Origin of the sequence: Alteromonas sp. H39, assembly GCF_047556435.1 — a bacterium.
Classification (GTDB): Bacteria; Pseudomonadota; Gammaproteobacteria; order Enterobacterales; family Alteromonadaceae; genus Alteromonas.
Genome location: NZ_CP180210.1, coordinates 3,940,189 through 3,958,781 on the forward strand (window position 1 = coordinate 3,940,189; position 18,593 = coordinate 3,958,781).

Sequence of the window (18,593 nt, forward strand, 5' to 3'; positions counted from 1 at the left end):
AAAATTTTCGCTAAACACCTAATAGTTTCATTGGTGTGCCCGTTCAGGCCCGCTATACTGTGCGCCATTACGATTGAATGAGAGTAACGATGCAATCACCCCGCACCCTTATCCCTGAATGGGCCTCCGTGGATGCCGTCATGCTTGCCTGGCCACATGCTACGACCGACTGGGCTCCCTGGCTGGAAGAAGCCAGACAAACCTACCTCGACGTGATTGCGGCCGTGAACCGCTATCATGCCGGCGTCATTTTGCTGTGCGCACCGGATGATGTGGAGGATGTTAAGTCCAGGTTATCTGCCAATGCCAGCGTTCTTATTGTGCCTGCACGCTACAATGATACCTGGATGCGGGATTATGGCTTTTTAACCTGTGGCAGCCCTGACTCAGACGATACCGTATGCACGCCGGTGGAATTTTCCTTCAATGGCTGGGGACAAAAGTTCGACGCCAGCGAAGACAACCAGGCCAACCAACGTTATCTGGCGGGAATGTGTCAGTCACCATTGATCAGCAGCCCGGTAGTTGCCGAAGGCGGAGCGCTGGAAATTGATGCGCAGGGTCGTTTACTTTCAACGGCATCGTGCCTGCTTAACCCCAAGCGCAATAACGGTATGTCACTGGAAGATTACGAGATCACGTTTAAAGAGATGCTTGGCTGTCGCGAAGTCATTGTGTTCCAGCATGGTCATCTTGAAGGAGATGATACCGACGGCCACATCGACACCCTGGTTCGGTTTACTCCCAATAAAGGGCTGGTAATTCAAGCCGCAGATAATCGTCCGCAGGATAGCCACTACGACGGGTTATCAGCACTTTGCGAAGAATGTCACACGCGTTTGCCTGATCACCAGCAGTTCCGTCTGCCACTTCCTGATATGAAAAATGACAACGGCGAACGCCTGCCCGCGTCGTACGCGAACTTTCTGATTTGCAACCGCGCGGTACTGGTACCAATCTATGGACAGCCAGAAGATGATGAGGCGATTGAAATTATTAAGAACGCATACCCGGATCACATTGTCGAACCCATAGACTGTTCTGTATTAGTCAGACAGTTTGGCAGTCTGCATTGCATTTCAATGCAGGTGCCCGTAAATACATTGAAACACGAAATTATTAACACTTTGAAAAAAGGAGTGTCTATCTATGCAACCAACCACGCTTAAAGTGGGTCTGGTTCAACAGGCCGTCGCCGACAACGACAAAGCCACTAACTGGCAAAAGAGTGCTGAGCAGGTCGCAAAACTGGCAGCGGAAGGCTGCGAGTGTATCTTACTGCAGGAACTTCACAGCACCCTGTATTTCTGCCAGAACGAAGACACTGATGCGTTTGATCTGGCCGAGCCTATTCCCGGGGCTGCTACCGAGTTTTTTGGCGAACTTGCCGAAAAACACAATATCGTGCTGGTAACGTCACTGTTTGAGAAGCGCGGTTCCGGTTTGTATCACAATACCGCTGTGGTCTTTGACCGCAGCAAAGAGATTGCAGGCAAATATCGCAAAATGCATATCCCTGACGATCCCGGATTTTATGAAAAGTTCTATTTCACGCCGGGCGATATGGGCTTCACGCCAATAAAAACCAGTGTTGGTAACCTTGGCGTACTGGTGTGCTGGGATCAGTGGTATCCGGAGGCAGCGCGTCTGATGGCCATGGCCGGTGCAGATATCCTGTTTTATCCAACAGCCATTGGCTGGGATATACGTGATACTGATGACGAGCGTGAGCGCCAGTTCGGTGCATGGCAAACCATTCAGCGCGGCCATGCGGTAGCCAACTCCGTTCCGGTTATTGTGGCCAACCGCACAGGCTTTGAAGCATCCCCCGTGGAGGGCGATCCGGGTATACAATTCTGGGGACAAAGCTTTATCACCGGCCCGCAAGGCGAAATTCTGGCGCAGGCTGATGCCGACCGTGAGCAAACATTGTCGGTGGAACTGGACATGTCACGCACCGAAACGGTGAAACGGATCTGGCCCTACTTTCGTGACCGCCGTATTGATGCTTATGACGAACTCACCAAACGCTGGAGAGATTAGCCCCGGCGTTGCTGTTGCACACCATCATAACCGTCAGACTTCATGAAACACGCCGGTATTTGTGAGCTACGCGCTTCCCAGGTACCGGCCAAGTGTCTTATCATGCTGAATTAACAGTAGTTTTAATGGCGCTTACATGTACATTGAAAGCGCGATGCAGAGGTTATCTGAGCAGATCTTCTTTTTGAACAATGTATCTCTCCCCCAAGCATCATTGGACTGACAGTATTAGCGGCCCGACATTCCTGTCATAAACCTGAGACTCACAGACCGTCAGTTGCTTGCGTTCGTGCCATTACACGTCGATGAACTGATATTACTTTTCAGGGGCATTTTTCAACAGTGTGACGATTTCCTGACTGCCATTTAATTTCGCCAGGTCGATCAGATAGTCCTTTTGCAGCTCGTCCAGTTTACGCCCTGCCAGCAGCTCCTTAACGCGGCTCGTTTCGCCATTTGATATTGCGGCCTGAAGTCCTTCCATATTCGCTATAGCTTGTTCTGATGACATACCTTTTTCCTGCTTTGTAGATTCAAAGTGCACAACGACGGTTTAAGGTCTCTGGCTTTCACCATCCACTCATTAAAACCGGGTTTGCAGGCTAACATTGCGTTTACGCGCGATATCCCTGACTTTTTGTTGTGTAATGACTGGGTACGCAATTGCTGGCCTGAAAGCACAACTTTACTGAAGGAGTAAAGTGAATCAGAAATTTTAAGTGACCTGACGAGATTGATGTACTACGCTGTAAAACGCGCGATGGCAAATAACCAGGCAGGGCCAGAGCTCGCTATGTCAGAGGTATAAAATGCGTTTCGTTTTGTTGTTACTGATCTTCAGCTTTGGGCAGGTCCACGCCGCATCTCAGCCCCTAAAAATTGCCGTCAATATCGGACCACCTTGGGCATTCTATGATGGTGAACAGGGGGTGGTTGGCATTGATGTCGATATTTTAAAACACGCATTCAACGAACTGGGTTACGAAACCGAGTTCCATCTGCTGGCCTATAATCGCCTTATTAAAGATTTTCGTGACGGCAAATATGACGTCGCCAGCCCCGCCGCATTCACGGCAGATCACGGCTACCTCAGTACTTATTATCTTCCTTTCGAGGATGTTGCGGTCTCGCTTAAATCCCGGCAGCTCACTATTGCAGATATTCAGGATTTGAAAGGTAAGCGGGTGATAGCCTATCAATCGGCACGAAACGTTTTGGGCGAAGAGTTTGCTGACGCAGTTAATGGTAACAGTTATCTTGAAGAGGCCGAACGCGAGGTGCAGTTAACGCTTTTGAAGAATGGAAAAACTGACGTTGTGGTAGGCGAAAAGCGCCTGTTAACTTATATTATGAACAAGCTCTACCCCAATGTCGCGCTTACCATTCACCCGATTTTTGAAGTAAAACCCTATGGCGCTATCCTCAAACAGGAGTTCCTGCGAGACCGCTTAAATCAACAAATAAAAAAGATGCAGGCAACAGGGGAATATCAGCAGATCATGGAGAAATGGCAATAGGTTTTGTTGCAGTAACCCTCATTGCTAGTTGCTAGTTGCTAGTTGCTAGTTGCCAGGGCACGTTAACAGCAGCAAAGACCGTTATTTTACAGGTGGATATATGCAGTTGTCGTACAGCAAATAGTGACGACGCCTGCGTTTTGGGGCCAGCGCCAGCAACACCTCATGATCAATGTCCAACCCACCGGTGTACTGGCCAAATGCAGGCATAATCATCAGAGACTCTGTCATCAGAAAACAGCGGCCTCGAAAGCGATGCCGTCGCACAGTGCGCTGACACTTAGGGTGATAATGGCCAATGAGCTGATAGTCAGCACCGGGGTCGTACTCATGTGCCAGTTGAACGCTATCCGCCATCAGTGTTTTTACCGCCCGTCCTCCCATGGTTTCCGGAATGTCCGGATCATGATTGCCCTGGATCCAAACCCAATCCTTTACGTTTTGTTGCAGGCGAGATAACAGTTGTCGATCATCCTCGCTGATACGGCTGAAGCTCCGACTGTCATGAAAGCTGTCACCCAAGCAGACAACGGTGGCGGGAGCATAATCGTCAATAAGACTGCTTAGTCTTATTAGCGTGGCGTAGGTGTCCATCTGGGATATCGGATTGCCGACACTGTGCAGAAAGCTGCCTTTTTCCAAATGAAGATCGCTTACCACCAGCCAGTCCTGCTGTGGGAAATAACATGCTCCGCGCGCATCGAGCAATAATGGCAGACTAGCCAGTCTTACGGGAAAAACGCCGCGGCACTGATGTTGTGCCGAAAGCCAGTCAGGAGTGATCGCCACTGAGCGTTGCCCTTACTTCGTCCAGCATTGCCTCGGCTTCTGCATATAAATCAGCCTGTTCCAGCATCGCATGCGCGCCAGCCCCTTTTACCTGTTCACTTCTTACATCCAGCACAATAGGAATAGCCATGGGCGACACCTTATCCAAATTCACTAATTCGGTTTTATCCACGAAGCGTATCAGCATATCCGCCAGACGTCGTAAATCAAGTAACTCCCGCTCTGCATCGGCGCGTGCAACAGCAAGTAAAATGTGATCAGGGTCGTGTTCTCGCAATGTGTCGTAAATCAGGTCCGTAGAAAACGTTACCTGTTTCATCGTTTTCTGGCTGCTGTGGTATCGCTGCTCCGTCAGTCCGCTGACTACCGCAACCTGTCTGAAGGAACGTTTAAGCATCGGTGCCTGCAACATCCAGTCTTCCAGCTCATCACCCAGAATGTCCGGCTGAAACAGTTGGTTAAGTTGCGATTTTGTGACCGGATTAACGCTGCACACCGACAACCCGTAGTCCGTCACGCTGAAACTTAACGGTTTCACTCCATACTTTTCCATACGCCGGGTAAGCAACATGCCTAAAGTCTGGTTCGCCTTACGCCCTTCAAACGTATAATAAAGCGTGTACCAGGCTTTGCGGTACGGAAACTGCTCGATTAGTACGTTTTTGGTATCAGGGATATGCGAAAACGCTTGCTGCAGTTCCAGCCATTCCTGAACCTGTTTTGGCAGCTTTCGCCACTGCGTGGGATCAGCGAGAATAGCGCGTACTCCATCTGCCAGATACGTAGACAGTGGCATTTGCCCACCCGCATAACTGGGGATTTTTGGCTCGCCCCCTTTCACGGGGCGGGCGTGCAGCTGCATATCCCGAATCGCCTCAAATTTCAGCACTTCACCGGCAAAAATAAAAGTATCGCCGGGCACCAACTGCGACGCAAAATATTCCTCGACTTCGCCGATGATCTTCCCCTGATTTCCGCGGCGAATTCGTTTTACCTTCAGCCTGCCGGCCTCTACGATAGTGCCAATGTTCTGTCGATGTCGCTGTATTACCCGTCGATTGGCCGGGGTATAGCGTCCGTCGTCTTGCTTCACCAGTCGCTGGTAGCGCTCGTAGGCACGAAGTGCATTGCCACCATCTACGGTATACCACCACAGCTTTTCAAATGTTTCCCAGTCGACGCCCTGGTAAGGCGATGCTTCAAGCACCAGTGCATAAAGCCCCTCGGCGGTATCGGGCTGACTACACAAACAATTAAGAATAAACTGAGGCAGAATATCTAACGCGCCGGCCTGTGGCTTGTCACCATCTAGCTCGCCAGCCATCACGGCATCCAGTGCGGCCTGGCACTCAAGTGCCTCAAAGCGGTTTGCCGGCACCAGCATGGCTCTGCTGGGCTCATCCAGCCGGTGATTCGCCCGTCCAATGCGCTGCAACAAGCGACTCACGCCTTTTGGCGCGCCAACCTGTATGACCTGGTCGACATCGCCCCAGTCAATACCCAGCTCCAGCGCCGAGGTACAAACAATTGCTCTGAGAACCCCCTGCGCCATCAGCGCCTCAGTTTTACGCCGCTGCTCCTTACTCAGCGAGCCATGATACAGCGCAATGGGCAACGCGGCTTTGTTGTGCTCCCACAACATCTGAAACAACAACTCTGACTGGGCCCGGGTGTTTACAAATACCAGCGTGGTTTGCGCCTGACTGATTGCCTGATAAATATCGTCAATCGCATAACGCGCCATAAAGCCGCCAAAGGGCATTCGTGTTTCTGATTCAAGAATATGTATTTTGGGTTTGGTGGCTGCCGGCACTTGCAGGATCCCGGCAGGGTTATCCGAGCCTCCCAGCCAGGATGCCAGTAAGTCTGGCCAGGCTACCGTGGCAGACAGTCCGATTCGCTGACACTGAGGAGCGAATTGCTGAAGTCTCGCCAGCGCCAACGCTGTGAAGTCTCCGCGCTTGTTGGCTATCAGGCTATGCACCTCATCAACGATAACGCGCTCGACGTTGCCAAATAATGTATCGGCGTCGGCATAACTTAACATCAGCATCAGCGATTCAGGGGTGGTGAGCAACAGGTTCGGAGGCCGCTTTCGTTGCCGCTGGCGTTTATGCGACGGCGTGTCGCCGGTACGGGTTTCTACCGTAATTTCCAGCCCCATTTCCTCTACAGGCTCTAGCAGATTTCGATGAATATCCTGTGTCAGCGCTTTTAGTGGTGAAATGTACAGAGTATGAAGACCATCACGGGGCGCGTTGTAAAGGGCTGCCAGCGAGGGCAAAAAGCCCGACAGCGTTTTCCCTGCGCCAGTAGGCGCAATCAACAGCGTGGCTTTTTCGGTCTGCGCGCGTGAAAGCATGTCGCACTGGTAGTCTCGTAACTTCCAGCCTCGCTTTTTAAACCACGCCGTAAACGGCGCAGGCAAAGTTACATTAGCAGTTTCAGGCGCTGTCATTTCAGAATTCAGGGTTATCTGTTTTCAACACTATACGACTGTGGCTAGGTTTAAGATTTTTCTATGTTTTCTTTTAAATTCCGCTTGGCAATACGAACTGGCGGCTCTACAGTAAGCAAAACAAAAAAGTATAAGCTGTAGGAAGAAATAATATGCGTACGCTGGAAAAGGGATTTACCCTCATTGAGCTCATTATCGTTATTGTCATTCTCGGTGTGCTGGCCGTGGTTGCTGCGCCACGCTTTGTTGACTTTACGGACGATGCACACCGGGCCACGGTATCGGGCACAGCCGCAGCGTTTGAGCAGGGTGTAAAACAGGTACATTACGCGTGGTTAATTCGCGGCAACAAACAGGCTGTGCAGGACTTTATTCCCATTTCAGATAGTGCCGTAGGCGGTAGTCTGTCGGTAAACGAATACGGCTATCCGGCGGATACCCGTGGCACCAGTCTCACGTTAAGCAGTGATGCTGACTGCCTTGATGTATGGCGTGCGGTACTGGCAACTCAGGATGCCAGTGTAGAAAATGACGACAGCGCAATGTATACCGCCACTTACGATGGTAACTTCAGTTGTACTTACGACTATAACGCCGTCAGCGGCGTATCGGTAACTTATAACTCGCAAACCGGCGAAGTCACAACCACGCTTTAAGTGCAAAGCGCAGTACCACCTCGCCTGCGGTTTCTCTGCGCGACCCCCATCTGTCAACGCCGCCCTGTTATGCCATTTGGCTTTTACGGGGCGCTGTTTTGCTTTTATCGCTATTACCTGCTCCACCCGGCAGGTTTCTCTGAATCAGCTAAACCCATTTCGCGATTACACCGTAAACGCTAGTCTGTAAAACTCGCCATTCGGGACATAACAGGCGGTAATCATTGACTGAAAAGTATGCGCATCCCCGAGACTGGATGAAAGTAAATGAGACTGGCTTATATTGCGAGCCAGCCGATGCCTACATCGATCCTATGGTGCCGGTTGCCCGTGCCATCATTACACACGGCCATGCTGACCATGCCAGGGCCGGGCATGAGCACGTTTATGCTACCCCCACTACCTTAAAAATAATGACCACGCGATATGGTGAGGACATGGCCCGTCAGCAAACGGCGCTGGACTATCGGCAGCCCCTGACATTGGGTGATGCTGAGGATCCGGTAACCGTGACCTTTTATCCGGCCGGTCATATTGCCGGTTCGGCGCAGGCGTTAATTGAATATCGTGGTGCCAGACTGGTGATTTCCGGCGATTACAAACGTCGCGCGGATCCGACTTGCGACCCCTTTGAAGTGGTGCCCTGCGATGTATTTATAACCGAAGCCACCTTTGGCCTGCCCGTATTTACGCACCCCCCGATTGACCAGGAAATACAAAAGCTCCTTCATTCTCAACAGGTGTTTCCCGACCGTTGCCACCTGGTGGGTACCTATGCGCTGGGAAAATGTCAGCGGGTGATACTGGCATTGCGTGAGGCAGGCTACAGCCGCCCGCTCTATCTGCACGGTGCACTACTCCGTTTATGTGAACTGTATCAGGAACTGGGGGTAGCGCTGGGCCCGCTGGTCGCCGTCAGCGACGTAGAAGACAAGCAAAACCTGGCTGGCGAAATCATTCTGGCGCCACCGTCGGCGCTGGCTGATCGCTGGTCACGTTCACTTCCAAAAGTGCGCACCGTAATGGCCTCCGGATGGATGCAAATTCGCGCGCGGGCCCGGCAGCGTCAGGCGGAACTGCCTTTGATAATATCTGATCACTGCGACTGGCCCGAACTGCTGCAGACACTTGAAGACGTTAATGCACCGGAAGTATGGGTAACCCACGGCAGAGAAGATGCCCTCATTCATCAGGCTGAGAAAATGGGTTTTAAAGCCCGTGCCTTATCGTTACTGGGTTATGAAGAAGAGGACGATGGCAGCGAATGAAAGCCTTCAGCGACCTGTTAGATCAGCTCTATTTCACGTCTGGTAATAATGCCAAAGCCGCCATTATCAAAGATTACCTGCGCTCAACGCCCGATCCTGACCGGGGCTGGGCAATCGCGGCTATTGCCGGCACGCTGAAATTTGATTTTTTTAAGCGCAACACGGTGAAAACGCTGATGCTAGAACGCGTTGATCCTGAGCTATTCGCAATGAGCTACGACTACGTAGGAGAGATGAGCGAAACCGTCGCCCACCTGTGGCCTGACAGCCATACCACTGCCACAGACCCAATTCCGCGCCTTGCTGATATTGTCGAGGAATTTCAGAACGCCAGCCGTCAGTCAGTGGGTAGTCTGCTTAGCCGCTATCTCGACATGCTGGATGCGTCACAGCGCTGGGCCCTGATTAAGCTCGGTACCCGGGGGCTGCGCGTAGGCGTATCCGCCAGAAGCATGAAACAAATTCTTGCCAGCTACGGCAACGTCGAGGTAGAGGACATCGAGTCACTATGGCATGGCGTTGCCCCACCGTATACTGAACTGCTCGCCTGGCTTGAAGGAAAAGCGGCAAAGCCGGATATTTCCGGCGAGGTTACCTTTCATCCGGTCATGTTATCGCATCCTATAGATGATGAGACGCTCAACGACATAGCGGTAGAAGACTGGCAGGTGGAGTATAAATACGACGGTATTCGGGTACAGCTTGTATCCACCGAAAAGGGGAAGGCGCTGTTCAGCCGCACCGGAGATGACATCAGTCAGGCGTTTCCGGATGTGCTTGAAGGCATTACCGGCGAAGGCGTGGTGGATGGTGAGCTGCTTATTATGCACGGCAATGATGTTGACTCTTTTAATGCGCTGCAGCAACGGCTCAACCGCAAGAAACCACCGGCTAAGTTAATCAAATCGCTGCCAGCCGGCCTCATCCTTTACGATATTTTACGCAACGGCGACGTTGACGTGACGCAATCTGCGCTGACAGAACGACGCCAGATTCTCCGTCAGTGGATAGCCGGGCAGCAATGTACGCATTTACACCTCTCGCAAACTCTGAACCTGACAGACTCTGTATCGCTGAGAAAGAAACACGAACAGGCCTCTGATGATATTGCTGTAGAAGGGCTCATGCTGAAGCGAAAAGACAGTCAGTATATTCCCGGCCGCCCTAAGGGTCAGTGGTACAAATGGAAGCGCGATCCGAAACTGGTGGACGCGGTCATCATGTACGCACAACGGGGGCATGGTAAACGTTCCAGCTACTATTCAGACTTTACCTTCGGCGCATGGCAAGACGATAAATTGCTGCCCATCGGCAAAGCCTACTCTGGCTTTACCGACGAAGAACTCAAAAAGCTGGACAACTGGGTAAGGCGCAATGCGGTAGGCCGTTTTGGCCCGGTCAGAGAAGTCAAAAAAGAACTGGTAATTGAAGTGGCGTTTGATGCGGTGCACCCCTCACCCCGCCATAAGTCCGGTATTGCGCTGCGCTTCCCACGCTTTCACCGTATTCGCTGGGACAAACCAGCTGCAGAGGCCGATAGCCTGGATACCGTGAAGTCGCTTATCCAGTCCTGACTTTGAGAAAAGCACTGATCAAAAGCTTGCTGATAAGAGTCAGAAGCGACATTTTTCGGCGCCTTTTTACATTTAACCGTCTGATTTGTGCCAGCTGTCCATTAATAAGCACTGGCTGAATTCGTGATTAGTACGTATGACCGACCTTGGCGCTATGCATTTCTCACCTTATTAATCAGTAGATTTGCACGACAGTTAACGACACACCAAGATGCTAATTAATAGCAAAGACGCCATTGTTAGTAACTCACTTTCATACCTACATACAGCATCGTCCAGAACAGACGTTACTGTATCAATTTGTCGAACATCACTACCAAGAATTTCCAGAGCATCTTTCGCGTCAAAGGGAATCGCTGCCACGGCATGTAGAAAAAGAGTTCGAAGAATTTCTTAAGTGTGGCAGTACAACTAAACGATAAGTCAGTTGTTTCTACTTTCCCTGCTTCAACATTCGAAAAAGTGTTTTAATAATTGAAAATGCAGAATTGGTTATAGAATTCGCGTTTGTAACACGTAAGACTTGTGTAATGCAGGAAGCGCAAGCGCAGTTTGTGATAAGTGTACTATTTACTGTTCTCTACGCTGTCTGTCAGGCTTTTTGACAGTATACATTTCGGGAAAATCAGGGCGATATATGAAGTTTGCAATTGCTGCGCTTACGCTGGTATTTGCCAGCCAGGCATGCGCGAAAGAAGAATGGCAATACCTACTCGATGACGGGCTAACGCATTGGGATACTTACATCAGTTTTAAGCACAAAGATTCCTACGATGGCAGTGCGCCATTGAATGCTGATGGTTCTAAGATGCAGCCTGTAGGGCTCAATACCGGAAATGAAGAGCTGCAGGTTTTTAATATGATGCGAGGACAGAATAATGAGCCTGTTCTGCATATCAGTGGGGAATACTACGGCGGAGTATCCACTAAAAAAGCCTACAAAAATTACCACTTCACTTTGCAATTTAAATGGGGAGATAAAAAGTGGGAGCCTCGATTAAACAAATTGAAAGATAGCGGTATTCTTTATCACGCCTTCGGTGAGCACGGAAAGGACTATTACCGCTCCTGGCTGCTTTCACAGGAATTTCAAATCATGCAGGGGCATGTGGGCGACTATTGGAATCAGATGAGTACTGCTATTGATGTTCGCGCTTTTCTGCCCGAGTACATCATGAACCCCATTGCCGATGAAACACAGCCGTTTCTGGCTGTTGGAAAAGATACCGATGTAAAGGGTCTGGTACTACGCAAAGAAAATCACGAAAAGCCACATGGCCAGTGGAACACACTGGATCTTATTGCTTTTGAGGATAAAAGTTTACACATTGTGAATGGCGAGGTGGTCATGGTACTACGGCATTCTCGTAATGTAGTAAATGGCAAACCTGAACCGTTAACAAAAGGCAAAATCCAGTTGCAAAGTGAAGCCGCGGAAATTTTTTATAAAGGCATTGCGATAAAGCAGCTTGATCAAATGCCTGCCAGATACGCTCACTATTTTGATGAGTAAAGGGGCCGGCTCATGCAGGACCTGAATTACTCTCAGCCGAACTTGCAAGAGTACCTATGCAACCCCCTGCATTTTTAGGTAGACAAGGCAGACATAGACGGCTGACACTATGACGGTGCAGGACTGGTTCCGTTGTCATTCTGGCAGGATATGCGCACTGACTTTGAGCAAATCTTTGTGCTGGCAGAATGATTAGAAAGGCGGATTGCAAATTAAACGCCAGAACCGGAATAACAACTGTCGCAGCGTTGTTGTTTTTCCGGCTTTACCCTGATGTGATTATGTCGTTATCAAGAGAGTCTGTTATGCGACTATTCATCACCCAGCAACGCCGGATTTTCCAGAAACACCCGCAAGCGCCGCTGTTCCGTTTCAGAGAAGTCACGGTTACGACGGTCAGCTATCAGTTTCGACGCTTCTTCGGGTGTGAGGCCCGATTCAACCAGGTCGTTCTTCCACTGTTCAAACGCCTTAACCCTTGCCAGCCATTCGCTCTGAACCTGTGCTTTTTCCTGCATTCGCTGTGCAACATCATGGCCGAACTCGGCCGCGATGGCCTGGTAGCGCGTCTCCGGGTTTTCATAGGTCTTGGCAAGCGAATCAATGCGGTTAACCGCCAGACTGGGTGCAAAACTTGCCTGTTGATCAGCAGGCAGGGTAGCGAGCTGCGTTTCAATCAGTCTCTGTTTCTCTTCATCTGAAAGTGAAGCGTCAGAGGCAATACGAAGCCTTGCCAGGGCCGCATCGTCGTATTGTGCATCTTTTGAAAACAGATAATGGTATTCGTCAGCGCTAAAAAAGGTATGACGTAAATCGTTGCGGGCTTCAAGACGGCTGGCGATGGCGTTGATGTCCTGTGCTTCAGCTTGTCCGTCCAGCGTTTCAAGTTCGACTTTGTACTGCACATAACGCGCAAACAGCGCTTCCAGATAGGCTTGTGAATCCGCAGTAAAACCTCGTTTTACTACTGCATTGGTGTAGGCCTCTGTTAGTGCCGTCGGGCTTTCGCCCTCGTGTTCAAAAATAAACAGGTCGAACTCCGCCTTCAAACCATAATGCAGCGAAAATTCCTGGCCGCTATCTTCTGCATTTGCCGAAGGTAACTGTGAGGCGGAGAAAGGCTGGGGATCACTACTGAAAGTGGCAGTACTGCTACCCTCTGCAGGTAACACTGCTGCACTATCTTTGTTTTCATCAACAACTACCAAATACAAAAGGATGCCCAGCACCACGCCGGGCATACCAATCAGTAACAGCTTTCGCACGCTTACAAACCTATAGATTTAAGACGGTTTGCCTGGGTAATAAATACCTGAATCGGGTCGGTCTCAAACAGGTGGTGAATACCCAGTGTCTGATTAACTTCATCCAGGTGATTCATACGGTAGTCATCGCGGATAACATACCCTAGCTGTGAGCTGCACGATGACACCAGGCCATCATTTTTCTCACCAAATGCCAGTCCGGTTATTGCCAGCAACGGGTCGGCTACATCTAATACATTGGTGTAGGTGCTGCCGCCGCTCCACGAAAAGTAGAATACGCCATTGTCTTCCAGTACTTTGCCATCTTTGGCGCAATAGCTGCTGGGCAAGCCTTCCGGATAGCGCGCGTTGAACCGTTCACTTCCGCGGGTAGACAGGGAATCCAGTGCCGCGATGCTGTCGGTAGGTAGCGCAGAAATACCCGAACCTGAAACCAGTTCCAGCACATTGGCAAACGCATTAAATACGGTGCCTGCTACGCCTTCAAGTGTCGAGCCATCCCGAATACCGGCACGCACAATATCAGCCACTTTACTGCCGTGATTAACCCCCGCAACAGACGTCACCGACGCTACCTTCTCAGGCGCTACGCTGGCCGCGTACCGAATAGTAGGCCCTCCGTGACTGTGGCCAATCAGGTTGACCTTGTCTGCGCCTGAATGAGCCAGTACCTGGTCGATATACGCCAGCAGCTGTTCGCCGCGAACTTCAGTTGAGTTAGCTGGCGAGACAGTTGCGGTGTAAACCGTGGCACCGTTATCAGCCAGCTTGTAAGGAATTTTATAGAAATAATCCACCCACAACACATCATCAAAGCCGAAAAGACCATGTACCAATACTATTGGATACTGTGTTTTAGCGTAAGTTGAGGCATTGGCTTGGGTAAACGGAGTTATCAAAAAAGCAAAGAGTGTGGCGATTATCAGTGTTTTTTTCATTGTGTGTTCCTGTCGTCCATCGCTCCCAACTACTCGGAGGTCAGATCTGTTAATAAGTTGTAACAGGATAGTTAAATACTTTACTCATTCAACCCTATTTGCGAGACATTAATGGAATAACGATGGGCCAAGCATACATCGTTGATGTCTAACAAATTGATATATATAAACAAATTCAAAAAACAAATAGATGCCAACAAATTCATTTTTAATATGAATGGCTAAAATAAAACTCGTGAATGAAAAGAGAAGGGGAGATGAGGAAGGGTCACACGTTATCGCGTGACCACCTTGTTTGCGCCTTTAATCAAGGCTTCTTTATCAATTTTGTTTGGTATCTCAACACCACGCCGCGCCGCGGGCCGCGCTTCTATGCTGTTTTTCCATCGACGAAGTGACGTCAGTCCATCAATACTCACACCGGACCATTCATAAGTACGCACCCAGCACCAGTTTGCCATATCCGCAATGCTGTATTCGCCCGCCAACCACTCACGGGAAGCAAGATGACCGTCAAGCACCTTGAACAAACGACGCACCTCATTTTGGTACCTGTCGATGGCAATAGGAATTTTCTCTTCCAGATATCGGTGGAATACGTTCGCCTGCCCCATCATCGGGCCTATTCCGCCCATCTGGAACATCAGCCACTGTATTACCTGACTTTTCTCTTTTGGCGAAGACGGTAAAAACTTACCCGTTTTCTCGGCCAGATAAAGCATGATGGCCCCTGACTCAAAAACTACGTGATCGCCCGCGTCGTGATCGACAATTACCGGTATGCGACCATTCGGGTTCATCGCCAGAAATTCCTCGGTTTTCTGCTCACCTTTCATCAGATTGACCGGTACTACAGTGTAGTCCAGACCCATCTCTTCAAGCGCCACAGAGGCTTTCCAGCCGTTGGGGGTCGCGGCAGTGTACAGCGTAATCATCAGGCTTTTGCACTCTCTCGCTGGCTTACTCTTCCGTACCACTCTTTTAAATTGCTGTGCTTTTCCTGCAAGCGAATGTCAACAACCCGCCCAAAATCAATAGCACAAAGCGCGGTAATGTCCGCGATGGTGAACTGCTCGCCAGCGATATAAGGATAACGCTCTAGCCGGCGCTCAAGAATATTCAGATACTTAGACGCATTCACGCCCGCTTCTTTACCAAAGTCCGGAAACGGCGTCATGCGATCTTTAAAATACCCGGTGGTGTGCTGAAAACACATTCCTACCTGCAGCATCAGCGCCATTTCTACCTGGCGTTGCCACATGGCGATAGTCGCCTTTTCTACCGGCGTGGAGCCCATCAGCGGGGGTTCTGGTTGTATCGCTTCAAAATACGTGCAAATGGCATCCGTTTCTGCAATGCAGGTACCATCGTCGAGCTCCAGGATAGGCACTTTGCCCAGCGGATTTTTTGCGCGCATTTCTGCACTCAGATTTTCGCCCTTTTGAATATCAACCTGAACATAGTCCATGCTGATCCCCTTTTCCGCTAAAAACATGCGGACCCGGCGGGGGTTGGGTGCGGTTTTGGTTTCGTAAATTTTCATGGCTGACTCCGGCGTTTTATCCTATCCGCGCACAATAAGCGTTACTGGCGGCAGATTACAATAACATGCCATTAACACTAATTGCCTTCGCGTTGCAGCGCAAATCAAACAACGTGTGATATATCTATTATTTGAATGAATGGCAGCAGGCCGGGTTTTGAGCCCCAAAAGCACCGCACAAGGTTGTTACCAGCTTCTGACGAAGACGGGAAGCGCGACAGGGATGTCGCGCTCAAATCACTTGCTTTAGAAAGACAGCATGACAGCAGCTAGCTGTCTTCTGCATCATCGTCGCCGAAATTGTCTGACGCCTGATAACACTGCAGATAGTTCACTGCCACGCTATCGCAGCACGACCAGATCTTGGTAAGGGGGTTCATACGCATGCCGGTCTCATGGATGAGTCCGAGGTTGTCTCCGGTCCATGCATTCAGTTCTTCCGGCTTTACAAATTTCTTCCAGTCATGCGTCCCTACAGGGAGATAGCGCATAATGTACTCAGCTCCCACAATGGCAACGATATAACTTTTGAAAGTACGGTTTAAGGTTGCCAGAAACAGCAACCCACCGGGCTTTACCATTCGGGCACACTGGGCTATCAGTGCCTGCTGATCCGGCACGTGCTCAACCACTTCGGCGTTAATGACAATATCATACTGGCCACCTTCCGCCGCCTTATCCTCAGCCAACTGATGCAGGTAAGTAATATCCAGCGACTGTGATTCGGCGTGTCGCTTTGCGACCTCAACACTCAGTGCACTCGCATCGATTCCCAGCACATCTGCGCCGTGGCGGGCAAATGGCTCGCAGATAAGGCCGCCGCCAGACCCGACATCCAGCACCGTTTTCCCTTTCAGTAGCGTGCCGGACACTGGCTTACCGTACTTTTTGCTTACGACACGCAGCATTTCCTGCACTCGGGCCTGGTTGAAAGCCAGTGCCGTTTTATATTGTCCATTTGGATCCCACCACGACTCCGCCAGTTTATCAAAACGCGCAATTTCAGAATCAGACAGGTTTTGTGGTTCTTCTATCGGTGCGCTTAAACGACTTTTATCCAGCATATCAGTCTCATTTGCATACAAGTAAATACGGAAAGCTCTTACTATGATACGGTTTAGCTATTAGAAAGATCCGGGGAAAAATAATGGCAAACGCTAAAAATGTATATGGACAGCCGCTTCAGTTGTGCTGTGGAAATACCGGCTTTACCCGAGAGGGATTTTGTTATGTACCGACTTCGGATCTGGGAAACCACAGTGTTTGTGCGGTCGTCGATGAAGCGTTTCTTGAGTTTTCTGTAGCCAGAGGAAATGACTTAGTTACCCCTCGCCCAGAATTGGCATTCGACGGGTTAAAACCCGGTGACAAGTGGTGCTTATGTGCAGCCCGCTGGATGGAAGCGTATGAAGCCGGTGTCGCGCCTAACATTAATCTGGCAGCAACCCACGAAAAAGCGCTCGATGTTATCCCGTTGGCGATACTGGAAATGTATGCCCAATCTGGCTGAGATAAAAAAGCCGGGCGTATCCTGGCGCCCGGCTTTGGTGAGGTTTAGTTCAGATGACCTTACCTCCCGACTTAGTCCTACTGTCAGGCGTTGTTTGGATTACGAATGACTAACAGTCTGGTTTCAGTCATATCTTCAATCGCATAGCGAATACCTTCGCGTCCAAGCCCGGAGTCTTTCACTCCGCCATAAGGCATGTTGTCAACTCGCCAGCTTGGCACGTCGCCAATAACCACGCCTCCTACTTCAAGCTCGTCCCACGCTTGTTGGATTTTGTAAATATCACGGGTAAAGATCCCGGCTTGTAATCCATAACGACTGTTATTCACTTCCTTGAGCGCGTCATCGTAACTGTCAAAGGGCATCAACACCGAAAGTGGTCCGAAGGCTTCTTCGGCACTGGCATCACAGTCGGCCGGCACATCTTCCATGACAGTCGCTTCCAGCATGGCCCCATCGCGCTTGCCGCCACAGAGAATTTTGCCACCGGCTTTGTGTGCTTCCTGGATCCAGTTATCGAGGCGCTCAGCCTCAGACTCGGATATCATCGGACCGATAAAGGTATCTTTATCAGCCGGATCTCCCGATACGAGCGATTTCACACGTTCTACATAAGCCGATTTAAACTTGTCGTAAATGGCGCGGTGAACCAGCAAGCGCTGCACGCTGATACAGCTTTGACCTGACTGATAATACGCGCCCACGATAATACGATTAATGGCATCATCAATATCGGCGTCTTCATCGACAACGCATGCAGCATTGCCGCCAAGCTCAAGCACAACCGGCTTCTTGCCTGCTTTCGCTTTCAATGCCCAGCCAACATCTGGTGAACCGGTAAAACTCAGCAACTTCAGACGTTCATCGGTAGTGAATAAATCTGCGCCATCGCGGCTACATGGCAATACCGAGAACGCCCCTTTCGGCAAGTCGGTTTCGGCCAACACTTCGGCGATAATTAATGCGCCAATCGGCGTTTTTGATGCTGGCTTAAGCACAAAGGTGCAGCCTGCTGCTATTGCAGGCGCCACCTTATGCGCCGCCAGATTCAGGGGAAAATTAAACGGCGAAATAAACGAACAGGGGCCGATGGGCACTTTTTTGGTCATGCCCTGATACCCCTTCGCTCGGGAAGAAATCTCCAGATTGACCACCTCACCGTTAATTCGCACCGATTCTTCAGAGGCAATCCGGAAGGTGTCGATGAGTCTGGTGACCTCACCTTTGGCATCGTTAATTGGTTTACCGGCTTCGATGCACAGGGCATCGGCTAACTCGTCGAAACGTTCCTCGAAGCGCTTGATACAGTGATCCAGTACCGCCTGACGCTCATAAGGTCTCATCTTGGTCATTGCAGGTTGCGCGGCTTCGGCAGCAGCAATGGCCTTATCGATGACATCAGCGTCAGCCATCGCCACGCGGGTGGCAACTTTACCAGTGTATTTGTTAGTCACTTCCAGGTCGGTGTTAGCAAACACCGCTTCGCTCGCCAGATAATAGGGGTAGCTGTCCTTCATAG

The 18,593-nt window shown here is 50.3% G+C and carries 17 protein-coding genes; 8 read left to right on the plus strand and 9 right to left on the minus strand.

Features of this window, described 5'->3' with window-relative positions; translation table 11 throughout:
* Nucleotides 1-89: 89 nt before the first annotated feature.
* Entirely contained in the window at nt 90-1,169 is a 1,080-nt protein-coding gene (locus ACLBLI_RS17195; protein WP_414828758.1) for an agmatine deiminase family protein, read from the plus strand.
* Nucleotides 1,150-2,043 carry a carbon-nitrogen hydrolase gene (locus tag ACLBLI_RS17200; protein ID WP_414828759.1) on the plus strand — a complete coding sequence of 298 codons (894 nt, stop codon included), beginning with the start codon at nt 1,150-1,152 and terminating at the stop codon, nt 2,041-2,043. The genes ACLBLI_RS17195 and ACLBLI_RS17200 overlap by 20 nt, the downstream gene beginning before the upstream one ends.
* 316 nt (nt 2,044-2,359) lie before the next feature.
* On the opposite strand, the gene ACLBLI_RS17205 is transcribed toward ACLBLI_RS17200, so the two are convergent.
* Nucleotides 2,360-2,554 carry a hypothetical protein gene (locus ACLBLI_RS17205; protein WP_414828760.1) on the minus strand — a complete coding sequence of 65 codons (195 nt, stop codon included), beginning with the start codon at nt 2,552-2,554 and terminating at the stop codon, nt 2,360-2,362.
* Nucleotides 2,555-2,852: 298 nt separating this feature from the next.
* Here ACLBLI_RS17205 and ACLBLI_RS17210 point away from each other — a divergent pair, with 298 nt between their 5' ends.
* Nucleotides 2,853-3,560 (plus strand): substrate-binding periplasmic protein, encoded by a 708-nt coding sequence (locus tag ACLBLI_RS17210; RefSeq protein WP_414828761.1) that lies wholly within the window; start codon nt 2,853-2,855, stop codon nt 3,558-3,560.
* 81 nt (nt 3,561-3,641) lie between these two features.
* Here the strand turns inward: ACLBLI_RS17210 and pdeM are convergent, their stop codons facing one another.
* Nucleotides 3,642-4,349 carry a ligase-associated DNA damage response endonuclease PdeM gene (pdeM, locus tag ACLBLI_RS17215; RefSeq protein ID WP_414828762.1) on the minus strand — a complete coding sequence of 236 codons (708 nt, stop codon included), beginning with the start codon at nt 4,347-4,349 and terminating at the stop codon, nt 3,642-3,644.
* Nucleotides 4,333-6,807, minus strand: coding sequence for a ligase-associated DNA damage response DEXH box helicase (locus ACLBLI_RS17220; RefSeq protein ID WP_414828763.1), 2,475 nt, complete (start codon nt 6,805-6,807; stop codon nt 4,333-4,335). Before ACLBLI_RS17220 ends, pdeM begins: the two co-directional genes overlap by 17 nt.
* 152 nt (nt 6,808-6,959) lie before the next feature.
* On the opposite strand from ACLBLI_RS17220, the gene ACLBLI_RS17225 reads away from it, so the two are divergent.
* The 4 genes from ACLBLI_RS17225 (at nt 6,960) to ACLBLI_RS17240 (ending at nt 11,818) form a co-directional block, all read left to right on the plus strand.
* Nucleotides 6,960-7,463 (plus strand): prepilin-type N-terminal cleavage/methylation domain-containing protein, encoded by a 504-nt coding sequence (locus ACLBLI_RS17225; RefSeq protein ID WP_414828764.1) that lies wholly within the window; start codon nt 6,960-6,962, stop codon nt 7,461-7,463.
* Nucleotides 7,464-7,720: 257 nt separating this feature from the next.
* A complete protein-coding gene (locus ACLBLI_RS17230; protein ID WP_414830995.1) occupies nt 7,721-8,731 on the plus strand; it encodes a ligase-associated DNA damage response exonuclease in 1,011 nt (336 codons plus the stop codon).
* On the plus strand, nt 8,728-10,305 hold the full coding sequence (locus tag ACLBLI_RS17235; protein WP_414828765.1) for a cisplatin damage response ATP-dependent DNA ligase: 1,578 nt from the start codon (nt 8,728-8,730) through the stop codon (nt 10,303-10,305). Before ACLBLI_RS17230 ends, ACLBLI_RS17235 begins: the two co-directional genes overlap by 4 nt.
* A gap of 637 nt (nt 10,306-10,942) precedes the next feature.
* On the plus strand, nt 10,943-11,818 hold the full coding sequence (locus ACLBLI_RS17240) for a DUF1080 domain-containing protein (protein WP_414828766.1): 876 nt from the start codon (nt 10,943-10,945) through the stop codon (nt 11,816-11,818).
* 311 nt (nt 11,819-12,129) lie between these two features.
* Here the strand turns inward: ACLBLI_RS17240 and ACLBLI_RS17245 are convergent, their stop codons facing one another.
* From ACLBLI_RS17245 to ubiG, 5 genes are all read right to left on the minus strand, one after another.
* Nucleotides 12,130-13,083 (minus strand): lipase secretion chaperone, encoded by a 954-nt coding sequence (locus ACLBLI_RS17245; RefSeq protein ID WP_414828767.1) that lies wholly within the window; start codon nt 13,081-13,083, stop codon nt 12,130-12,132.
* Nucleotides 13,084-13,085: 2 nt separating this feature from the next.
* Nucleotides 13,086-14,021: a lipase family alpha/beta hydrolase gene (locus ACLBLI_RS17250; RefSeq protein WP_414828768.1), complete on the minus strand. Its 936-nt coding sequence runs from the start codon at nt 14,019-14,021 to the stop codon at nt 13,086-13,088.
* A gap of 275 nt (nt 14,022-14,296) precedes the next feature.
* Nucleotides 14,297-14,956, minus strand: coding sequence for a glutathione S-transferase family protein (locus ACLBLI_RS17255; RefSeq protein WP_414828769.1), 660 nt, complete (start codon nt 14,954-14,956; stop codon nt 14,297-14,299).
* Nucleotides 14,956-15,564, minus strand: a complete 609-nt coding sequence (locus ACLBLI_RS17260) for a glutathione S-transferase family protein (RefSeq protein WP_414828770.1) — start codon at nt 15,562-15,564, stop codon at nt 14,956-14,958. Before ACLBLI_RS17260 ends, ACLBLI_RS17255 begins: the two co-directional genes overlap by 1 nt.
* A gap of 269 nt (nt 15,565-15,833) precedes the next feature.
* A complete protein-coding gene (gene ubiG / locus ACLBLI_RS17265) occupies nt 15,834-16,628 on the minus strand; it encodes a bifunctional 2-polyprenyl-6-hydroxyphenol methylase/3-demethylubiquinol 3-O-methyltransferase UbiG (protein WP_414828771.1) in 795 nt (264 codons plus the stop codon).
* Between the two features lie 83 nt (nt 16,629-16,711).
* Here ubiG and ACLBLI_RS17270 point away from each other — a divergent pair, with 83 nt between their 5' ends.
* Nucleotides 16,712-17,074 carry a DUF2237 family protein gene (locus ACLBLI_RS17270; RefSeq protein ID WP_414828772.1) on the plus strand — a complete coding sequence of 121 codons (363 nt, stop codon included), beginning with the start codon at nt 16,712-16,714 and terminating at the stop codon, nt 17,072-17,074.
* Nucleotides 17,075-17,157: 83 nt separating this feature from the next.
* On the opposite strand, the gene ACLBLI_RS17275 is transcribed toward ACLBLI_RS17270, so the two are convergent.
* Complete coding sequence (locus tag ACLBLI_RS17275) at nt 17,158-18,591, minus strand: aldehyde dehydrogenase family protein (protein ID WP_414828773.1); 1,434 nt, start codon at nt 18,589-18,591, stop codon at nt 17,158-17,160.
* Nucleotides 18,592-18,593 lie beyond the last annotated feature (2 nt).

Coding starts and splice junctions, on each gene's coding strand:
- ACLBLI_RS17195 (WP_414828758.1), top strand. CDS start 90: ATGCAATCACCCCGCACCCTTATCCCTGAATGGGCCTCCGTGGATGCC.
- ACLBLI_RS17200 (WP_414828759.1), top strand. CDS start 1,150: ATGCAACCAACCACGCTTAAAGTGGGTCTGGTTCAACAGGCCGTCGCC.
- ACLBLI_RS17205 (WP_414828760.1), bottom strand. CDS start 2,554: ATGTCATCAGAACAAGCTATAGCGAATATGGAAGGACTTCAGGCCGCA.
- ACLBLI_RS17210 (WP_414828761.1), top strand. CDS start 2,853: ATGCGTTTCGTTTTGTTGTTACTGATCTTCAGCTTTGGGCAGGTCCAC.
- ACLBLI_RS17220 (WP_414828763.1), bottom strand. CDS start 6,807: ATGACAGCGCCTGAAACTGCTAATGTAACTTTGCCTGCGCCGTTTACG.
- ACLBLI_RS17225 (WP_414828764.1), top strand. CDS start 6,960: ATGCGTACGCTGGAAAAGGGATTTACCCTCATTGAGCTCATTATCGTT.
- ACLBLI_RS17230 (WP_414830995.1), top strand. CDS start 7,721: ATGAAAGTAAATGAGACTGGCTTATATTGCGAGCCAGCCGATGCCTAC.
- ACLBLI_RS17235 (WP_414828765.1), top strand. CDS start 8,728: ATGAAAGCCTTCAGCGACCTGTTAGATCAGCTCTATTTCACGTCTGGT.
- ACLBLI_RS17240 (WP_414828766.1), top strand. CDS start 10,943: ATGAAGTTTGCAATTGCTGCGCTTACGCTGGTATTTGCCAGCCAGGCA.
- ACLBLI_RS17250 (WP_414828768.1), bottom strand. CDS start 14,021: ATGAAAAAAACACTGATAATCGCCACACTCTTTGCTTTTTTGATAACT.
- ACLBLI_RS17255 (WP_414828769.1), bottom strand. CDS start 14,956: ATGATTACGCTGTACACTGCCGCGACCCCCAACGGCTGGAAAGCCTCT.
- ACLBLI_RS17260 (WP_414828770.1), bottom strand. CDS start 15,564: ATGAAAATTTACGAAACCAAAACCGCACCCAACCCCCGCCGGGTCCGC.
- ubiG (WP_414828771.1), bottom strand. CDS start 16,628: ATGCTGGATAAAAGTCGTTTAAGCGCACCGATAGAAGAACCACAAAAC.
- ACLBLI_RS17270 (WP_414828772.1), top strand. CDS start 16,712: ATGGCAAACGCTAAAAATGTATATGGACAGCCGCTTCAGTTGTGCTGT.
- ACLBLI_RS17275 (WP_414828773.1), bottom strand. CDS start 18,591: ATGAAGGACAGCTACCCCTATTATCTGGCGAGCGAAGCGGTGTTTGCT.